Origin of the sequence: Streptomyces sp. NPDC023838, from assembly GCF_040639555.1 — a bacterium.
Lineage (GTDB): Bacteria > Actinomycetota > Actinomycetes > Streptomycetales > Streptomycetaceae > Streptomyces.
The window spans coordinates 123,856-141,285 of the sequence record NZ_JBFAAD010000010.1 but is presented as its reverse complement, the minus strand read 5'-3'; the positions used below and the strand labels follow the sequence as shown (position 1 = coordinate 141,285).

Here is a 17,430-nt window from a genome sequence, read left to right as displayed (position 1 = left end):
GTGGGGGACGGATCTGTCCTTCGCGGACCCTCGCGTCGGGCGGCTCGGAAGATGTGCCAGAGTTGCCACCTCCGGGCTGTGAGCACGTACGGTACGGCCACGCACAGGACACACTGGCGGGACAGCCGGGACGGCCGGGACACCGGGAAGGGGCAGCTGGGTTGACCACGCACGCACCGCAGGCGGCGCAGTCGGTGACACTGCCGGTCTCGCTCGACGAGGCCGTGGCGGCGCTCGTCGCCATGCCCGCCGCCGTGCCCGTCGCGGGCGGCACCGATCTGATGGCGGCGGTGAACCGGGGCCTGCTGCGCCCCGCGGGCCTCGTCGGCCTCGGCCGGATCAACGACATCCGCGGCTGGCAGTACCAGGACGGCCACGCGCTCCTCGGCGCGGGGCTCACGCACGCGCGGATGGGGCGCCCGGACTTCGCGGCGCTCATCCCGGCGCTCGCGGCCGCCGCGCGCGCCGCCGGCCCCCCGCAGATCCGCAACGCGGGCACCCTCGGCGGCAACATCGCCTCCGCGGCGCCCACCGGCGACGCGCTGCCCGTGCTCGCCGCGCTGGAAGCCACGCTGGTCATCGCCGGCCCCGAGGGCGCCCGCCGGGAGATCCCGGTCTCGCACCTGCTGGCCGGGCGCGAGATGCTCGCCCCCGCCGAACTCATCGGCCACGTCCGCGTGCCCCTGCTGCACGCCCCCCAGGTCTTCCTCAAGGCGACCGGCCGCACCGGCCCCGGCCGCGCCACCGCCTCGGTCGCGGTCGTCCTGGACCCGGCCCGGCGCGGGGTGCGCTGCGCGGTGGGCGCGATCGCGCCGATGCCGCTGCGGCCGCTGGAGGCCGAGCGCTGGATCGCCTCCCTGATCGACTGGGACGGCGAGCGGGCGGCGCTGGCCCCGGAGGCGCTCAACGCCTTCGGCGAGTACGTGGCCGCCGCCTGCATCCCGGACCCGGCACCGGCGGCCGACGGCACGGAGCCTCCCGCGCTGTCGCCCGCCGTACTGCACCTGCGGCGCACGGTCGCCGCGCTGGCCCGACGAGCACTGGGGAGGGCGCTGTCGTGAGCGACAACCACGGCAACCACGGCAACCACGCCGACGAAGGCGTGCGCGGTACGGGCGGCTGGCAGCCGGTCCCGCAGGGCGGCGAGTACGACGACGGCGCGACCGCCTTCGTCCAGCTGCCCGCGGACCTGGACGCGCTGCTCGGCGGCGACCCGCTGGCCGCGCCGGGCCACGGCTATGTGCCGCCGATGATCGTGCCGTTGACGCCCGCCGCCGCGACCGACCCGGCCGCCACCGGCACCTGGACGTTCCCGGCGGCGCCGCTGCCGGAGCCGGACCGGGGCGAGAGCCAGGTGCGCTCGGTGCAGTGGCCCGACGCGTCCGCGCTGCCCGCGCCCACCGCGCCCGAGCCCACGCACCCCGAGCCGGACCCGCTGGGCGACCCGCTGCAGGACCGGCACGCCACCGGCCAGTGGACGTTCCACGACGACTCCGCGCTGACCGGCCAGTGGACGATCCCGGTCGCCAACGGTGAACTGCCGGACGAATCGGGCGAATTCAGTACATCCTCGCTCATCGAGCAGTGGGGTACGACGCCTCCGGCGACCCTGCCCGGCGGCGCGCCCGCGCCCTGGGCGACCGAGCAGCCCCAGCCCGAGCCGCACCCTGAGCCGCTGCGTGAGCCGCTGCCGGACGCCGAGCCCGCCGTGGATGCCTCCGAGGCCTCCGAGGCTTCCGAGGCCGCCGACGCGCGCGTGGCGGACTTCGCCGCGCAGGCGCACCACCAGGCGTCCCTGGACGCGTCCAGGGACTTCTTCACGCCCGCGGAAGCCCAGGCGGCGCCCGTGGACTTCTCGGCCCCCGCCCCCGTACGCCCGGACCCGGTCGTGTCCTGGAACCCGCCCGGCCCCGGAGCGACCCTGCCGGGCGGCGCCCCCGCGCCCTGGTCGGCCGCGCTGGCGACGGAGGTACGGGAGGAGGCCCAGGAGGACGTACGGGCGCAGGAGACGGGCGCGGACGCGTCCGGCGAGGACGTGGCCGACGCGGAGCCGGCCGGCGCGCCCGCCGCCGAGCCGCTGCCCGAGCCCGTCCACCCCGTCCACGCGACCCGGGCCCAGCCGCTCCCGGAGCCCGAGCCGGAGCCCGTCCACGCGGCCCAGGCCCAGCCGCTCCCGCAGCCGGAGCCCGAGCCCGAGCCCGCCCCGGAACCCGTACAGGAGACGGCACCGGACCCCGAGCCCGGGCACGAGTCCGAGCCCGAGCCCAGGCGCGAGCCCGAATCCGCACCCACCGCGCTCCCGCTCCCCCTCCCGGCCCCCGAGCCGGAGCCGGGGCTGCCGCCCGCCGCCGACCTGGAGCACCCCCGCGCCTCCTACGTCCTGCGCGTCAACGGCACCGACCGGCCCGTCACCGAGGCGTGGGTCGGCGAGTCGCTGCTCTATGTGCTGCGCGAGCGGCTCGGCCTCGCCGGGGCCAAGGACGGCTGCTCGCAGGGCGAGTGCGGCGCCTGCAACGTGCAGGTCGACGGCCGTCTGGTGGCCTCCTGCCTGGTGCCCGCGGCCACCGCCGCCGGCTCCGAGGTGCGTACGGTCGAGGGCCTCGCCGTCGACGGCGAACCCTCCGACGTGCAGCGCGCGCTGGCCGCGTGCGGGGCCGTGCAGTGCGGCTTCTGCATCCCGGGCATGGCCATGACCGTCCACGACCTCCTCGAGGGCAACCACGCGCCGACCGAGCTGGAGACCCGGCAGGCGCTCTGCGGCAACCTGTGCCGCTGCTCCGGCTACCGGGGCGTGCTCGACGCCGTACATGAGGTGGTGGCCGGGCGCGAGGCGCAGTCGGCCGCCGCGAGCGAGGCGTCCGCGGCCGCCGCGGCTGCCACCGGTACCGAGGAAGCCCGTATTCCGCATCAGGCGGGGCCCGGCGCGGGCGGCGTCCAGCCCCCGCACACCCACGACGGAGGCATGGCGTGAGCAACGACGCAGCCACCGCGACGACCGCGGCGGTCGACGGGGCGGGCACCGGCCCGGAGCAGCCGCCCGTGCCCGGCCACGGGATCGGCGCCTCGCTCCGCCCGGCCGACGCGCGCGCCAAGACCGAGGGCACCTTCCCGTACGCGTCCGACCTGTGGGCCGAGGGCCTGCTGTGGGCGGCCGTGCTGCGCTCGCCGCACGCGTCGGCCCGTATCGTCTCGATCGACACCTCCGCCGCCGCCGACATGCCGGGTGTACGGGCCGTGGTGACCCACGCCGACGTGCCCGGGGACGCCGCGCACGGCCGGGGGGTCGCGGACCGCCCGGTCTTCGCCGCCGGCGTCGTACGCCACCACGGCGAGCCGATCGCGGCGGTGGCCGCCGACCACCCGGACACCGCCCGCCTCGCGGCGGCGGCGATCGCGGTCGAGTACGAGCTGCTCGAACCGGTCACCGACCCGGAGAAGGCGTTCGCGGCCGAACCCCTGCACCCCGACGGCAACTTGATCCGCCACATCCCGCTCCAGTACGGCGACCCGGACGTCACCGGCGAGGTCGTGGTGGAGGGCCTGTACCGGATCGGCCGCCAGGACCCGGCCCCGATCGGCGCCGAGGCGGGGCTGGCGGTGCCGCGCCCCGACGGCGGCGTGGAGATCTACACCGCGTCCACCGACCCGCACGCCGACCGCGACCTCGCGGCGGCCTGCTTCGGCCTGGACCCGGAGCGCGTGAAGGTGGTCGTCACCGGCGTCCCCGGCGCCACCGGCGACCGCGAGGACGCCGGCTTCCAGCTCCCGCTGGGCCTGCTGGCGCTGAGGACCGGCTGTCCGGTGAAGCTGACGGCGACCCGCGAGGAGTCGTTCCTGGGCCACGCCCACCGCCACCCGACGCTGCTGCGCTACCGCCACCACGCGGACGCCGAGGGCCGCTTGGTGAAGGTGGAGGCGCAGATCCTGCTGGACGCGGGCGCGTACGCGGAGGCGTCGTCGGAATCCCTGGCGGCCGCGGTGGCCTTCGCGTGCGGCCCGTACGTCGTTCCCCACGCCTTCGTCGAGGGCTGGGCGGTCCGTACGAACAACCCGCCCTCCGGCCACGTCCGGGGCGAGGGCGCGATGCAGGTGTGCGCGGCCTACGAGGGCCAGATGGACAAGCTGGCGGCCAAGCTGGGCCTGGACCCGGCGGAGCTGCGGCTGCGCAACGTCCTGGCGACGGGCGACCTGCTGCCGACCGGCCAGACGGTGACCTGCCCGGCTCCCGTGGCCGAACTCCTCACGTCCGTACGGGACTTCCCGCTCCCCACCCTCCCCAAGGACGACCCCGAGGACGACTGGCTGCTGCCGGGCGGCCCGGAGGGCGCGGGCGAGCCGGGCGCGGTGCGCCGGGGCGTCGGCTACGCGCTCGGCATGGTGCACATGCTGGGTGCCGAGGGCACGGACGAGGTGTCGACGGCCACGGTCAAGGTGCAGGACGGCGTGGCCACGGTGATCTGCGCGGCGGTCGACACGGGCCAGGGCTTCACCACCCTCGCCCGCCAGATCGTCCAGGAGACGCTGGGCATCGAGGAGGTCCACGTGGCCCCGGTCGACACGGACCAGCCCCCCGCGGGCCCCGCGTCGCACGGCCGCCACACGTGGGTGTCGGGGGGAGCGGTGGAGCGAGCGGCCAAGATGGTCCGCACCCAGCTGCTGCAACCCCTGGCGCACAAGTTCGGCATGTCGACGGAGCTGCTCCAGATCGCCGACGGCAAGATCACGTCGTACGACGGCGTGCTGTCGACCACGGTCACCGAGGCGATGGACGGCAAGGAACTCTGGGCCACGGCCCAGTGCCGCCCGCACCCCACCGAGCCCCTCGACGAGACGGGCCAGGGCGACGCCTTCGTGGGCCTCGCGTTCTGCGCGATCCGCGCGGTGGTGGACGTGGACATCGAGCTGGGTTCGGTACGGGTGGTGGAGCTGGCGGTCGCGCAGGACGTGGGCCGGATCCTCAACCCGGCACAGCTGACGGCCCGTATCGAGGCGGGAGTGACACAGGGCGTGGGCGCGGCGCTGACGGAGAACCTCCGCACGGCCCGAGGCCTGGTCCGCCACCCCGACCTCACGGGCTACGCCCTCCCCACGGCCCTGGACGCCCCCGACATCCGCATCGTCAAACTGGTCGAAGAGCGCGACGTGGTCGCCCCCTTCGGCGCGAAGGCGGCGAGCGCGGTGCCGGTGGTGACGTCCCCGGCGGCGATCGCGTCGGCGGTCCGGGCGGCGACGGGGCGACCAGTGAACCGGCTGCCGATTCGGCCGCAGGCGGCGGTGGTGGTGGCGCCCGGGGCGTAGGTGCCTGGGCGGTCCGGATGCGTATGGGCACATGTGTTGGGCGGGGTGGCCCATGTGTCGTGGTTCTGAGTGAGTTGATCCCCCCCAGGGATGGCACACGAAGTCGTCCGGAAGCCTCCGCCGGCCACCATGCCGATGCTCCGCCCGGATGATCTCGCCTGCCGGTGATGGGTACGCTCGACTCCGCGCGGTCGCGCCAGCGATCCAGATGCGGGAGTCGAGCTTGGCCGCCGCTGTCGTGCCTGGGCCCTCGGACCAGTTTTCAGGCGGTGTGGGCCAGGAGCCAGTGGCCGCGGGGTGCTTCGCGCGGCCCCGTGTCTCACCGGCCGGTCACAACTTGGACACTCCCCGCCAGGTCCATCCCGCGCTGAGGATCGCATTCTGCAAGGGATCCCGCATGTCCCGCGAGTCGAAACGGAAGTCCTCGATCCGCTGCTTACGGCCGTCAGGTCCCCGCTCGTAGTGCGCACGCCAGGAAACCATGTGGATCCGGGGCCCACGGCCGCGCTTGCGGGACACGATCCGCCCGGGTGGTTTTCCGGCCCGCGTCACCTCCCGCAGTTCGTTGCAGACCAGCACCTCGTGTTTTGACGGGTCCAGGCGCATCCGGGTTTTGAGAGTCCGCTCGACTTGTCTACGGGAGAGGCCGGAACCCCAGGCAGGCTCCAGGACATGCCATTCCGCCACCAGGTCGGCTTTCTCGGCAGGGAGAGCGTTGCGCACCCGGTACGGCTTGTCCGAGCCGTTGATCGCGAACAGCGCGGCCCGGACCTCCGTGGCAGACAGCGCTGCGCCGCCGTTCTCGGGGTACTTGGTGCCGGTCCGCCAGTCCCGAAACCGGGCCCAACGTTCCTGAAGACCACCCACCGCTATTCCCCCACCCCAGTGTCCGGGCGAACGGTGCGGATGAAGTCCTGGAAGTCTCCCAGGACTTCGTCGTGCTGGGCCGCCGTGGCGGTCAGAGCAAGTCTGACCACCGCACGCTTGCGCGGATCCTCGACGTCCACGACGGACAGGTACACCTGTGACTGGACGAGGTCGCGGCGCGTTTCTTTGGCGACGGCCGAGAAAGTCACCCGCTGGGTCAGGGCGGGCACGTCTGGGGAGCCGACCTCGCGACGGTCGATCACCACCGCCGACTCGGCGCCCTCGCGCAGGCGCTCCACCGACTCGTCAGCCAGCTCGGCCAGTGTCGCCTCACCCGGTGGGAACTCACCGTCAATGGTGATGTTGGCGGCGAATCCGGCATCCGGCTGCGGATGCACCGCGGCAAAGGCCAATCCGGGGCTGTCCGTCCCCTCAGGACGGGCCGGGAGCCAGCCCTCGGGCAGCCGGAACTCGATCGGCACAGGGAGTGTCGTGGGCATTTCAGGCCCTCCTTCCAAGGCGAAGTAGATCAGAGCCAGTTGCTGACGGTGTGCTTCATGGAGCCGGTGATGCCGCCGACCGCACCGCCCACCGCGTCAGCCGCGCCGCCGACGGCTTTGCCGAACTTGTGCGGGTCGAAGGTGATCTCGACTCCCCCTCCCGCGCCCACGACGTCGGAAATGAATGCGTCACCGCCGAGGTGCCACGCGCCGTGCTCGTCCTTCTTGACGCCCCACCATGCCTCCGCGCCGGCGCCGGCGCCCGCCTCGGCCGTCCCGCCGATGCCGATCCCGGCGAACTCCACACCCCCGGCAACGCTGCCCTTCCTTCCGGCGAACGCCTTCACGCCGACCGTCACCTCGTCCTTGGTCGCTTTGGCGTTGACTCCGGCCTCGGCACCAGCGAACCCCTCGGCCCGCCCGTAGACGCCACCGAGATCCCCGTATTCCGCTCGCCCCTCCGCCAAGCCCCGCATCCCGGCGGACACCTCGGCCTTGCCGACAGCGCCCTTGTTACTGAGTCCGTAGTTCGCGGTGGCTCTGGCTCCCCCGTAGATGTCGGCTATCCCGGAAAGCTTCCACTCTCCGTTGGTCAGCGATCCCTTCGCGGTCGCATGGCCGAGGTCGGCATACACCTTGGCCGAGCCTTCCTTGCCGTACTGGGGGCCGGAGGTGGAAGCGCCGACACCGGGCCCGGTAGCCGTGGCCTTGCCGTCGGCGGTCCACCCGTCGGTTCTCGTGCCGGTCTGGGATGTCTTTGCAGCCGCGGCCTTTGCAAGGCTGCCTTCGGCGTGCGCGTTGAAGCCGTTCAGGGTGCCGTCGCTGAAGTCGGTGTCGGCCACTGCGGCCTCCAGGGCGGTCTTCAGCGCCTGGTCCGCCTCGTCGACGGCAACGACGGCGTCGTTGATGTGCTTGGTCCACGACGCTTCGATGGTCTTCGCATCCGGGTCGTGGCGGACGGCGTTGGCCCCGGCCGGGGAGAGCTTGCTGAAGTCGATGCTGGCGACACCGGCCTCGGACACCTTCATCCCGGCGTCGATGGCGTCCTGCCGGGCGTGCTCGACTTTCTTCTTCAGGTCGATGAAGTGGGCGTACGCGTCGCGCAGCAGGGAGGCGACGGCCTTGGCCTCCACCTGGGCCGAGGCGTACTCGTGGCGGGTCGTGGCGAAGTTCGGCCGCGAGTAAAGAGAAGCCTGCCCGGTCCAGGTCCCGTCCAGACTCACATTCTGGATCCGGTCCCGGTAGTGGTCCTCCAGCTTCTTGAACTCGCCCGCCATCTCGTCCCACTTGTCGGCGGCGGTGTTCAGCTGTGAGAAGTCGACCTTCATGACCATTTTGTACGTCAGCAACGTGTTCCCCGTGACGTCAGTTGTGAGGTGCCTGCGGCGGCTGCGGCGGCTGTGGCGGCTGGGAGAGCTGGTACAGCCGGGACAGCCCACCCATCTGGTCGCCGACGGCCTGGTCGTTCTTGATGAAGAGGCTGTTGGTGCCACGCAGCGCGGCCTTCTCCGCGGCCAGCCGCCCCATCAGGGCCTTGGCCTGGTTCCCCCAGGTCTCCTGGGCCTTGTTCAGGCCAGCGGCGGTGGCCCAGCCGTCGAAGGCCTTCGCGGCGGTGCCCGTGGTCTCCTTGGCCCAGCCCCCGGCCTTCTTCGTGCCCGGCTCGAAATCGGTCTCGATGTCGTTCGCCGCGGTTTTCTTTCGCGCGGAACTGGAGTTCAGGTCCTTGTCGCCGCCCCCGCCCCCGCCCAGCGGCCCGTCGTCCGCCTTGTTCAGCCTCATGCTCACCGGCTCCTGAGCAGCCGCTTTGCCGGCCGTCCACTCTTCGTCGAACCCCACTGCCCCTCCCCGCACACCTTCAACTGTGAGCGACCCTAATGAGGCCGTGGTGCGCTTACGCAGGCCCAAACAAACGCATGGCCGAAAAACGTACAGCCGCGCATAACACCGGAGCCACGGCGCACGCAAGAGCCCGATAGCTCAGGCGGTCCGGGAAACCGGCCTCGTTCGCCGTCGAGCGGTGCCGAGCGAGGGCGTGATCCAGCCAACAGGCCTGCGGATGAGGGGGATTCGCAGCCATGTGCACGCAGGGTCCCCTGGTCCGGGAACCGGGGGAAGGTCGCGACTGTCATTGCTGCTGACTACAGTGAAGCTCGTAGCAGTGGGAAACGGGGAGGCAACTGTGGCGCAGGACGGCGGCGGGGATGTGGCGCCCGGGGTGAACGCGCTGGCGCCGGTGCTGGGGCTGATGCCAGGTATCGGCGCGGCGGCGGGCGCCGCCGTGGTGGCGGCGGCGGACTTGGCCCGCGAGGCCGAGTCGATGCTCACCTTCAAGAAGCGGGTCGACGCGCTGCTCACCAAGCTCAACGATTCGGAGGCGGCGTCGACGAAGATCGACGCGGACCGCCTGGCCAAGTCCGAGCTGGGTCCGGAGGACTTGAAGGAGAGCGCGTTCCTGTACGGCGTGTACGAGGTCGTCCACAACCAGATCGGCCAGCTCTCCAAGGCCCTGGGCATGCAGATCGAGGGCCTGTGCATCGCCGTACTGGCGGCGGAGAACGGGTACGACGGCGTGGACGCTGACGTCCGCGACCGGATGCGGGCGATCGCCGGTGAGCTGCACCGGCAGCAGGAACTGTACGGGGCGGACGCGCCGGGTTCGGCCGGTGCGCCGAAGGCGCCGGACAAGGGTGCGACGGGCGGGTCGATCTGATGCGGGTCGACGTGACGGGGGCCGGCTCCATGGGGCTGGGACTGCAGGGGATGGCGGTGCGGAGAGATGGCTGAGAACAAGGGGCAGGAGCCGGGGCAGGGCGCGCCGAAGGCGCCGCCGGTGGAGCGGACGGACTTCGAGCAGAAGTCGCACCAAGAGCTCTGGGCCATGGTCCAGGGCATGAAGGCCGACTCGGCCTCCCACCTCGCCAAGAAGCTCGCCGACGCGGCCAAGACGATCACCGAGATCGGCGACGACCTGAAGGCCCACATGAGCCGCGTCGTCTGGACGGGAGAGGGCGCGAAGGCCTTCACGGACTGGGGTCACGACGCGGCGATGGCCACGCTGGGCCTGGGCGCGTACAGCAACGCCGCGTCGACCACCCTCGACGCCGTCTCGAACGCCATCGCCCAGGTCAAGTCCTCGGTCCCGGAGTACGACCCGAACCTCAAGAAGCAAGCCACCGACACCCAGAAGCTGTACGTCGCCGCCCACCACGACCCCGACGGCCAGCAGGACGCCCGCGACGCGTCGGCCAAGCTGACCGGCCTCAACGAGAAGATGGAGGGGCAGCGGCAGGAGGCGGTGCGGGAGATGAAGCGGCTGGCGGATACGTATGTCCACTCGGGGGAGCAGATCGCTGCGCTGCGCCCGCCGGTGTTTCCGCCGCCGCCGGCGGTGTTTGTGCCGCAGGCCCCGTCCGTCTATGGGAATCAGTACGTCGGGGGAGGCACGTCGTCTTCTGGCAAGGGCCGCGAAGGCTCGACTTCGTCGCCGCAGACTGGCGGCCACCTCTCCATCCCGTCCTCGACGCCGGGCAGCACGACAACGTCTACACATACGGTGACGCCGACCGGCGTGACGCCCCCAACTCATCTGCATGACAGTCCTGTCGGTACCGATCTCAACAGTCTTAAGACTCTGCCGCCGACAACTCCAGTGGTCCCCACGGGCCCAGGCGTTCCAGCAACCCCTCCGCCAGTCGGCAGGCCGGACGTCAACTTGCTACCGCCGCCTGTGATGCCCCCGTCTCCCTTCGGGGGTGGTGGAAAGAACGGGCTACCGGCTCCTGGGATCGTGGGTGGACGGCAGGCACCAGGAGGCCTCCGCGGACCCGGACTGCCGAGCCAGAACACCGTGGGCGGCCTGCCCGCGAACAAGCTGCCGCGCGAGAATGGCATCGTCGGTGGCCGTCAGGTGCCTCCCAGCACCGGTCGTCCGACGGGCGGCATCCCCAGGGGCACCGTCGTCGGTCATGAGGGTACGGCGCAGGGCCGACCCCCTATGGCCCACGGTCCCGGCGGCGGCATCGGCGGGGGAGGCCCCCGAGGCGGGTTCTCCGGCGGACGCCGCCTCGCGGGTGAGCCCGGCGGCATCGTCGGCGGTCGCCCGGCCGAGCCCGGCACCCGTAGCGGTCGCCCGTTCACCGAGGGCGGCTCCGGTCTCGTACGTAATGCGGAAGGCGGCTCTCAGGCAGGCCGGGCCGGGCGAGGCGGCATGATCCCGCCTGCCACGCACGGTGCCCCCGGGCGGCGGGACGAGCGCCGAGGCGAGCGTCCCGACTACCTCACCGAGGACGAAGAGACCTGGCAGCAGAGCGACCGCCGTATTGTGCCGCCTGTAATCGACTGAGCCCGAAGGAAGCGCATGCCTACCAGCAGCCATCGAGTCATGAGGCACGGCCGTGCCGTGTCCGTCGCCTTGGGGGCCTTGCTGGTGGGCATCGCCGCCGCGCCTGCCCAAGCGGATACCGTCCGCGAGCGCCAGTGGCATCTCGACGCCATGCAGGCGAACGACATGTGGAAGATCAGTACGGGCAAGGGGATCACCGTCGCCGTCATCGACACCGGCGTTGATGACACCCTGGCGGACCTCAAGGGGCAGGTGCTCCCCGGTCTTGATCTTTCCGGCAAGCAGGGGGATGAGAATGCCGACTGGGACGGTCACGGTACCGGCATTGCCTCGCTGATCGCCGCTACGGGTAAGAGGTCGGCAGCAGACGGGTCTTACGGTCTTGCACCTGGTGTGAAGATTCTTCCGGTGAGGCTCCCGAAGACCGATGAAGGATCGAAGCTGACGAATCTCCCTATGTGGCTCCAGAAGTTGGGCCAGGGGATCCGCTATGCGGCGGACAATGGCGCCAAGGTGATCAACATTTCACAGGCTGTGCCGGAAACTTCGGATGAGCTCACCAAAGCGGTGAAGTACGCCTTGGACAAGGGGGCCTTGATCTTCGCCGGTGTCGGCAACAGCGGAGGCGAGGGCAACCCGGTGGAATACCCGGCCGCAACCCCCGGTGTCGTGGGCCTGTCAGCCGTAGACAAGAAGATCGAAGCGACCAAGGAGTCGGAACACGGCCCTCAGGTGGACCTCGCCGCCCCCGGTAACGAGATGACCCATGCCTGCGGCGGCGGCACCAACATCTGCCTGAGCCACGGCACCAGCGACGCCACCGCCCTGGCCTCCGCCTCCGCCGCCCTCATCTGGTCCAAATACCCCCAGTGGACCAACAATCAGGTCCTCCGCGTCATGCTCAACACGGCCGGCGGCCCCAAGAACGGGGACAAGCGCAGTGACTACATCGGGTACGGGGTCGTCCGCCCCCGTATCGCTCTGACGAACCCCGGCGACCCCGGCCCGGCGAACGAGTACCCGCTCCCCGACCTGGCCGCAACCAACGCCAACTCGCCTTCCCCTAAGGCTTCTTCGGGAGCCCCCACCCCCAAGCCCTCAGCCCCGCAATCATCGTCCAGCACCACCGACGGAGACAGCGGCAGCAACACAGGCCTGTGGATCGGGCTGGGGGCGGTGGTCGTCGTCGGGGCGGCCGTGGCGGTACCGCTCGTACGGTCACGTCGGCGCCACACCACGTAGAGCGACAGCAGAAAGGCTCGTTGGACCCACTGCCTTTCGCCCAGCTCAACGCCTCGCACCCGCCAGGGGCACGACTCAGCCCCGGAGGGTGGTCACCACGAAGGGCGGCCCCTGTCGGGTCCGCCCGCTCCGGCGGCATCTGCGGCCACCTGCGGCTGCGAAAGCCGACGCGGAGTGAATATCCCGTATGTGATGGACGTCAGGCGGCTGTGTCCGTCGCGCTTGAACGTGGCAGCGGCCTGATTGTTCCGGCGGCTCAGGAACGCAGCGCGATCCACCACGACCTGGACGGTGAGACCGCGGAACGCATGATGTCTGCCGATCTGCTACTGCTCGATGGGAAGAGGGAAGGGGGACGGTCATGGCGACGTGGGGACTGGTCCTGGAGACAACGATCGGCATGGGGGAGCGCAAACACACCGAGGCCTACGTGATGGCGCACGTGGAGGGTGGGCGTGAGATGGCTCTGGCGGAGCTGGAGAGGCGGGCGCGTGCCTACACTCCGGCGCACCCCAGGAGCCCCAAGCGTCGCCGTCTCTTTCGCGACGGTGATGGATTTCTGCTGGTTGTCGACGGCGCGTGGCAGTCCCACGCCACTCGCTTCTCCGCTGTCGAACTCTTGGACGACACCGACCGCCCTGCACCAGCGGAACGGGTCAGCGATGAGCCAGTCGCGGTTGAGGCGCTGTCGGCCACGACACCGACATCGACGCCGGAGTTCCCGCCACCGCCCCCGTCGCCGCCACCGCCCCCGTCGCCGCCGTCGCCGCCGTCGGTGGCGCGCGACGAGGATGGCGTGCCGGTGAAACCGGCATGGCTGGGACGCACCGACCTGCCGTGAGAGGAGTTGCTGCGCGGCATGGTCTACAGCGTCGATCACCGTGATCCTGCTACCTGGAACCCGTACGCCCCCCTCGTCGAACAAAAGGTCGGCATGCGGGTTCCGGGACCTCGTCGACCGGGAGGCCCGGGAGGCCCGGGAGGGCAAGCCTACGACGCGCGGTCGCGGGGGCGCCGTACCACGTAGAAGCCCGCTAAGAACCACGTAGAACCGGGCACCCCCGTCAACCCATCCGCCCCATCCCAGCCATTCAGGGGGGATGAAACGGCCACGTCCGCCCATAGCCGGAGCATGTGCTGGCGCGAAGAGCGGGCCGTCCGTACGGTTTGGAAGCGGTAAGGAGTCGTCCGGGGGCGTACGGGGGCTGGGGTCCGCATGTCGTTCGAGGAAGAGTGGCGCCAGGCGCAGGCGAGTGCGGCCGCGAATGTGGCGATGCGGCTGAACCGCGTCGACGACGGGCCTGGCGGCCCGGCCGCCGCCGACCTCAGCGTCCGGCGCGACGACCTCGGCGTCGTCGGCGGGGACGCCTTCAAACTCCACGACGGGCTCAGGCGCGACGGCAATCACGCCCGCGAATCCACCGGCGCCGCCGCGACCGCGCTCAGCGCCCGCAACTTCACCTGCGGCGCCGAACTCGCGAAGGTCCGCACCAAGTGGGACACCCAGCTCCGCACGCTCAGCGACGCCTGCGCGCAGATCTCCAACCACCTCGACTACTCGTTGGCCGCCCACGCCAAGGACGACCAACGCATTGGCGGCGAGCTGATCGCGGTGTCGCGGATCGACGAGTACCTGAAGTAGACGAGTACCTGAAGTGATCGACGAGTACCTGAAGTAGGGGTCGGTACGAGGACATGCTCACGTACGACGACGTGGTGAACTCCCCGCTCGACAAGCTGAAGACGGCGGTCGACGACTGGTCGGACATGGTCACCAAGCTGAAGACCCTCGCCGAAGAGGCTCGCAAGGGGATGAAGGCCCACGCGGACGCGGCTGACTGGGCCGGGGTGAACGCGGGCGTGACCCGGCGGTTCATCGACAAGACGGCCAACGAGTTCGAGGACGCGGCGGCGGAGGCGAAGGGGATCCACGCGGTCCTGGCGGATGGGTACGGGGCGTTCAAGCGGGCCAAGGACGAGTTACAGAAGATCGTCGACGGCTCGGAGAAGTCCGGCATCGTCGTCGACTCCCGTGGCAACGTCACCGCCCGCTACTCCGTCGCCGCGGACTACTCCGCGCACCACACCACCCCCGGCGTCTCCCTCGATCCCGAACTCAAGCGGCAGAACGACGCCGTCGCCGAGTGGCAGCGTCGTATCAAGGCGATCGTGGAGGAGTGCGGCGAGGCGGACGAGTCGCTGCGGCGGGCGCTCGCGGGGAACGCCGGTGGCGAGAACGACTTCGCCGCGCCGAAGTTCCACGACCTGGAGGACGAGAAGGCGGCTCGGGCCGTCGAGCTGGCCCGCCAGGCCACCGGGGCCGGGGGCGTGGCGCGTAACGTCGAGGCCCTTCGCCGGCTCCGGGAGCTCGTGCACGACAACGCGAAGGACCCGGAGTTCGCCACCGCCTTCTACCGCCGGATGGGCGCGGACGGCACGCTGGAGCTGTACACGAAGATGTCGCTGGACGCGACGGGTCTGGGCGCGGCCGGGCGGGACCGGGTCGCGATGGTGCACGGCCTCCAGGACGACATGGGCGAGATGCTGGGCGTCGCCACCGACCATCGGACGCGCGGCCACCTGGACGCCTCCTGGACCCTCGACATGATGCGGGCCGGCCACAAGCGGATCGACATCCCGGGGGTTACGGGCATCGGCGCGAAGGTGTACGGGTACCAGGCGCTCGGTGCGCTGTTGCGGCACGGGCAGTACGACAAGGAGTTCCTGGTCCCGATCGGGCGCGACATGGTCGGGATGGAGCACAAGGACCCCGGTATCTGGGAGGGGAACGTCCCGACCGCCCCGGCGCTGGCCCTCAACCTCGACAAGGGGGGCGGCCGCGGCTTCGACCCCATGACCGGTCTGATGCAGGCCCTGGGCAACAACCCGGAGGCGGCCACGGCCTTCTTCAACGAGCCCGTACGCGAGGACAGCGACGGGGACGGGATCGTCACCACCGACGACAAGCCGGTCTCCGGTGACCAGGGCCGCCCCCAGGGGATGGTCGACTACGCCCTGGACCGCAAGCCGACAGCGGACTGGTTCGACGCGGCCCCCACCGACGGCCCCCTCCCGACCCCCCTCCAGACGGCAACCGGGAACGCGCTGGAGGCGGCGGTCACGGGGCGGGTGGTGGGCGATGAGAACGCGAGGCCCGTGGAGCATACGGAGCAGATGGCCGGCGTGATGGAGCGGGTTGTCTCGAAGGTGGGGGGCGAGCCGCAGCTGGTGCTGGGCGAGGGGGAGAAGCCCGGCCCGCTGGAGGGGTTGTCGGGGAACTTCGGGAACATGGCCGCCGAATACATGCCGGACCTTCAGGCGGCGACCGAGGACGGGGCGCACCAGGCCAAGGTGGTCGGGGTACAGGCGCACTTCGACAAGGGAGTGATGGGGCACTTCCTCGGCGCGGTGGCGCAGGACCCGGAGGCGTACGGTTCGATCACCAATGCGCAGCAGGCGTACACCACGTTGCTGGTGCGCGATGTTTTCGCTCATCCGGAGAACCACGGGTCGGACGTGGGAGCCGCCGTGATCAACGCGGTTCACCCCGGCGGCCAGATCGCCGGAATGATGGCCCAGGCCCGGGTCGAGGCGATCTTCGACAAGCACTCGGCGGACGACTCCCAGTTCAACGAAGCGCTTCAGGAGAAGGCCGACTGGGTCAACCGGGTAGTCGACGGCGTGGGAGGGAAGTTCATCGAGCTGCTGCCAGTCGGCGGGGAAGCGGTGGGGTGGCTGAAGGACGACATTACGAAGGCCGTCGTGGACAGCCACCAGAGAGACACTTCGGCGGAAGCCAGTCAGGAAGCGGCCGCAGCGTATTCCCATGCCGAGAAGGGCGCCAGCGATGCCGCGTCGGCCGCGGTGGGGAACGCAGGCAGGAGTGCCGGAGTGCCGATCCGCGATGTACGGGAGTACCAGGGATTGGCTTCTTCCCAGACGGGTGACGCTTTCGCGGACGGTCGCGGTCACGCGGCGAGCGCCTCGAAGGGCGGAGCGAAGTGATCAGAGGCGTGGGCAGGATATCGGCCGTGTCGATGGCCGCTCTGCTCGTGCTCAGTAGCTGTTCGGGCAAGGAGAAGGAGTCCGTACCGAGCCTTCCGGGAAGCCTCTGCTGGGGCGAATTCACCGGCAGCACCGTCGCCCCGCTCCTGCCGACCGGCAAGCAGGCGCAAGTGCTGATGCCGGATGGGCCGACGTTCGATGTGTTTCGCTCCCGGTACCGGCCGTCTGTCGCCTGCAAGGTATTGGTGGATGGGAAGGAAGGCTTTCGAGCCTTCGCCCAACGCCGCAGCAGGGGGAAGGGTGATGACTGGGCTTCCCGAGGAAACTCCGCGACGCGAATCGCGATAGGTGACGAAGGCTTCATCTGGAAGACGGGCGTGACCTCCGTCATCTTGTGCGAGCGGCCCGACTTGCCGAGGGGGCAGGATTCCGCCCTGGACAAGTCGGAGAGATACGTGGTGCTGGAGATCAACGCGAACAAGGCTCCGGACAATCGGAAGACCAGGGATGTTCTGGCGTCCTTGATGAAGCAGTACGTGCAGTTCGCCGACCGGGGCCTGAAATGCGCGAAGGGGGCCTGACATCAGGGCGCCGGGGCTTCATGTCTGTTGATCGAGGGAGAAGGGAAGCCTTGTGCGTGGGCTGAGGTGTGCCTGGATCGCGGGGGCTTCACGGCCTGTTCGGAACGATGGCCGGGTGGATGCCACGGCCATCGGACGACGCTGAACACACGGGAGTTCCAGGAGGCGTCCCTGAGCGTGTTGTATGCCGCGTCGCTCAAGGTCGTGAAGGAGGTGGGTTGCGGGAACTCCGGTGGGTTGCCGGATCCGCTGGTCCTGGAACCGGTGGCCTGAGGCTGTAAGCGGCAAGAGCGGGCGCCCCTGCGCCCAGGGGCGCCCACTCTCGGGTGGGCGTGGAGACCGTGACCGGAATCGAACCGGCGTAACTCGCTTTGCAGGCGAGCCCCTCAGCCACTCGGGCACACGGTCGGGTGGTGACTTCTTCGACCGTAGGGGGCGGGGGAGGAGGGGGGAAGGGGAGCTCGGGGGCTGCAATGGGACTGCCATGTTGCGTTCATGTGTGTGGGGGAAGGGAGGGGGATGCGGTGGCGGAGCTGGGTGGGTGTGGGGCCTGGGGCGTACGACCTAATGCTGAGGTGGGGGGCGTCTCCGGACA

The 17,430-nt window shown here is 70.8% G+C and carries 14 protein-coding genes and 1 tRNA gene; 10 read left to right on the top strand and 5 right to left on the bottom strand.

What is annotated here, in order from left to right:
- Positions 1–161: 161 nt before the first annotated feature.
- The 3 genes from AB0G17_RS15505 to AB0G17_RS15495 are packed head-to-tail and all read left to right on the top strand — an operon-like array spanning position 162 to position 5,298.
- Positions 162–1,061, top strand: coding sequence for an FAD binding domain-containing protein (locus AB0G17_RS15505; RefSeq protein ID WP_361381527.1), 900 nt, complete (start codon positions 162–164; stop codon positions 1,059–1,061).
- Positions 1,058–2,971 carry a (2Fe-2S)-binding protein gene (locus tag AB0G17_RS15500; protein WP_361381524.1) on the top strand — a complete coding sequence of 638 codons (1,914 nt, stop codon included), beginning with the start codon at positions 1,058–1,060 and terminating at the stop codon, positions 2,969–2,971. Before AB0G17_RS15505 ends, AB0G17_RS15500 begins: the two co-directional genes overlap by 4 nt.
- On the top strand, positions 2,968–5,298 hold the full coding sequence (locus AB0G17_RS15495; RefSeq protein WP_361381521.1) for a xanthine dehydrogenase family protein molybdopterin-binding subunit: 2,331 nt from the start codon (positions 2,968–2,970) through the stop codon (positions 5,296–5,298). Before AB0G17_RS15500 ends, AB0G17_RS15495 begins: the two co-directional genes overlap by 4 nt.
- Positions 5,299–5,628: 330 nt before the next feature.
- On the opposite strand, the gene AB0G17_RS15490 is transcribed toward AB0G17_RS15495, so the two are convergent.
- From AB0G17_RS15490 to AB0G17_RS15475, 4 genes are read right to left on the bottom strand one after another with little or no spacing between them, the layout of a single operon-like run.
- A complete protein-coding gene (locus AB0G17_RS15490) occupies positions 5,629–6,165 on the bottom strand; it encodes a hypothetical protein (RefSeq protein WP_361381518.1) in 537 nt (178 codons plus the stop codon).
- A 2-nt stretch (positions 6,166–6,167) separates the two neighbouring features.
- A complete protein-coding gene (locus AB0G17_RS15485) occupies positions 6,168–6,665 on the bottom strand; it encodes a hypothetical protein (RefSeq protein ID WP_361381515.1) in 498 nt (165 codons plus the stop codon).
- 29 nt (positions 6,666–6,694) lie between these two features.
- Positions 6,695–7,993 carry a hypothetical protein gene (locus AB0G17_RS15480; protein ID WP_361381512.1) on the bottom strand — a complete coding sequence of 433 codons (1,299 nt, stop codon included), beginning with the start codon at positions 7,991–7,993 and terminating at the stop codon, positions 6,695–6,697.
- Positions 7,994–8,030: 37 nt separating this feature from the next.
- A complete protein-coding gene (locus tag AB0G17_RS15475; protein ID WP_361381509.1) occupies positions 8,031–8,444 on the bottom strand; it encodes a hypothetical protein in 414 nt (137 codons plus the stop codon).
- Positions 8,445–8,844: 400 nt separating this feature from the next.
- On the opposite strand from AB0G17_RS15475, the gene AB0G17_RS15470 reads away from it, so the two are divergent.
- The 7 genes from AB0G17_RS15470 (at position 8,845) to AB0G17_RS15440 (ending at position 16,835) form a co-directional block, all read left to right on the top strand.
- A complete protein-coding gene (locus AB0G17_RS15470) occupies positions 8,845–9,375 on the top strand; it encodes a hypothetical protein (RefSeq protein ID WP_361381506.1) in 531 nt (176 codons plus the stop codon).
- 66 nt (positions 9,376–9,441) lie between these two features.
- Positions 9,442–11,007: a hypothetical protein gene (locus AB0G17_RS15465; protein ID WP_361381503.1), complete on the top strand. Its 1,566-nt coding sequence runs from the start codon at positions 9,442–9,444 to the stop codon at positions 11,005–11,007.
- A gap of 15 nt (positions 11,008–11,022) precedes the next feature.
- The gene (gene mycP / locus AB0G17_RS15460; RefSeq protein WP_361381500.1) at positions 11,023–12,249 is read left to right on the top strand and encodes a type VII secretion-associated serine protease mycosin; all 1,227 of its coding nucleotides are present in this window, start codon (positions 11,023–11,025) and stop codon (positions 12,247–12,249) included.
- Positions 12,250–12,610: 361 nt separating this feature from the next.
- A complete protein-coding gene (locus tag AB0G17_RS15455; RefSeq protein WP_361381497.1) occupies positions 12,611–13,090 on the top strand; it encodes a hypothetical protein in 480 nt (159 codons plus the stop codon).
- A 375-nt stretch (positions 13,091–13,465) separates the two neighbouring features.
- Positions 13,466–13,891 (top strand): hypothetical protein, encoded by a 426-nt coding sequence (locus tag AB0G17_RS15450; RefSeq protein ID WP_361381494.1) that lies wholly within the window; start codon positions 13,466–13,468, stop codon positions 13,889–13,891.
- 53 nt (positions 13,892–13,944) lie between these two features.
- Positions 13,945–16,254, top strand: coding sequence for a DUF6571 family protein (locus tag AB0G17_RS15445; protein WP_361381492.1), 2,310 nt, complete (start codon positions 13,945–13,947; stop codon positions 16,252–16,254).
- 26 nt (positions 16,255–16,280) lie between these two features.
- Positions 16,281–16,835, top strand: coding sequence for a hypothetical protein (locus AB0G17_RS15440; RefSeq protein WP_361381490.1), 555 nt, complete (start codon positions 16,281–16,283; stop codon positions 16,833–16,835).
- A gap of 333 nt (positions 16,836–17,168) precedes the next feature.
- On the opposite strand, the gene AB0G17_RS15435 is transcribed toward AB0G17_RS15440, so the two are convergent.
- Positions 17,169–17,243 (bottom strand) — tRNA-Cys (locus AB0G17_RS15435).
- Positions 17,244–17,430: the final 187 nt, after the last annotated feature.

Excerpts from the sequence above, each read along its gene's own strand:
- AB0G17_RS15485 (WP_361381515.1), bottom strand. The coding sequence starts at position 6,665 with ATGCCCACGACACTCCCTGTGCCGATCGAGTTCCGGCTGCCCGAGGGC.
- AB0G17_RS15480 (WP_361381512.1), bottom strand. The coding sequence starts at position 7,993 with ATGAAGGTCGACTTCTCACAGCTGAACACCGCCGCCGACAAGTGGGAC.
- AB0G17_RS15475 (WP_361381509.1), bottom strand. The coding sequence starts at position 8,444 with ATGAGGCTGAACAAGGCGGACGACGGGCCGCTGGGCGGGGGCGGGGGC.
- AB0G17_RS15465 (WP_361381503.1), top strand. The coding sequence starts at position 9,442 with ATGGCTGAGAACAAGGGGCAGGAGCCGGGGCAGGGCGCGCCGAAGGCG.
- mycP (WP_361381500.1), top strand. The coding sequence starts at position 11,023 with ATGCCTACCAGCAGCCATCGAGTCATGAGGCACGGCCGTGCCGTGTCC.
- AB0G17_RS15455 (WP_361381497.1), top strand. The coding sequence starts at position 12,611 with ATGGCGACGTGGGGACTGGTCCTGGAGACAACGATCGGCATGGGGGAG.
- AB0G17_RS15450 (WP_361381494.1), top strand. The coding sequence starts at position 13,466 with ATGTCGTTCGAGGAAGAGTGGCGCCAGGCGCAGGCGAGTGCGGCCGCG.
- AB0G17_RS15445 (WP_361381492.1), top strand. The coding sequence starts at position 13,945 with ATGCTCACGTACGACGACGTGGTGAACTCCCCGCTCGACAAGCTGAAG.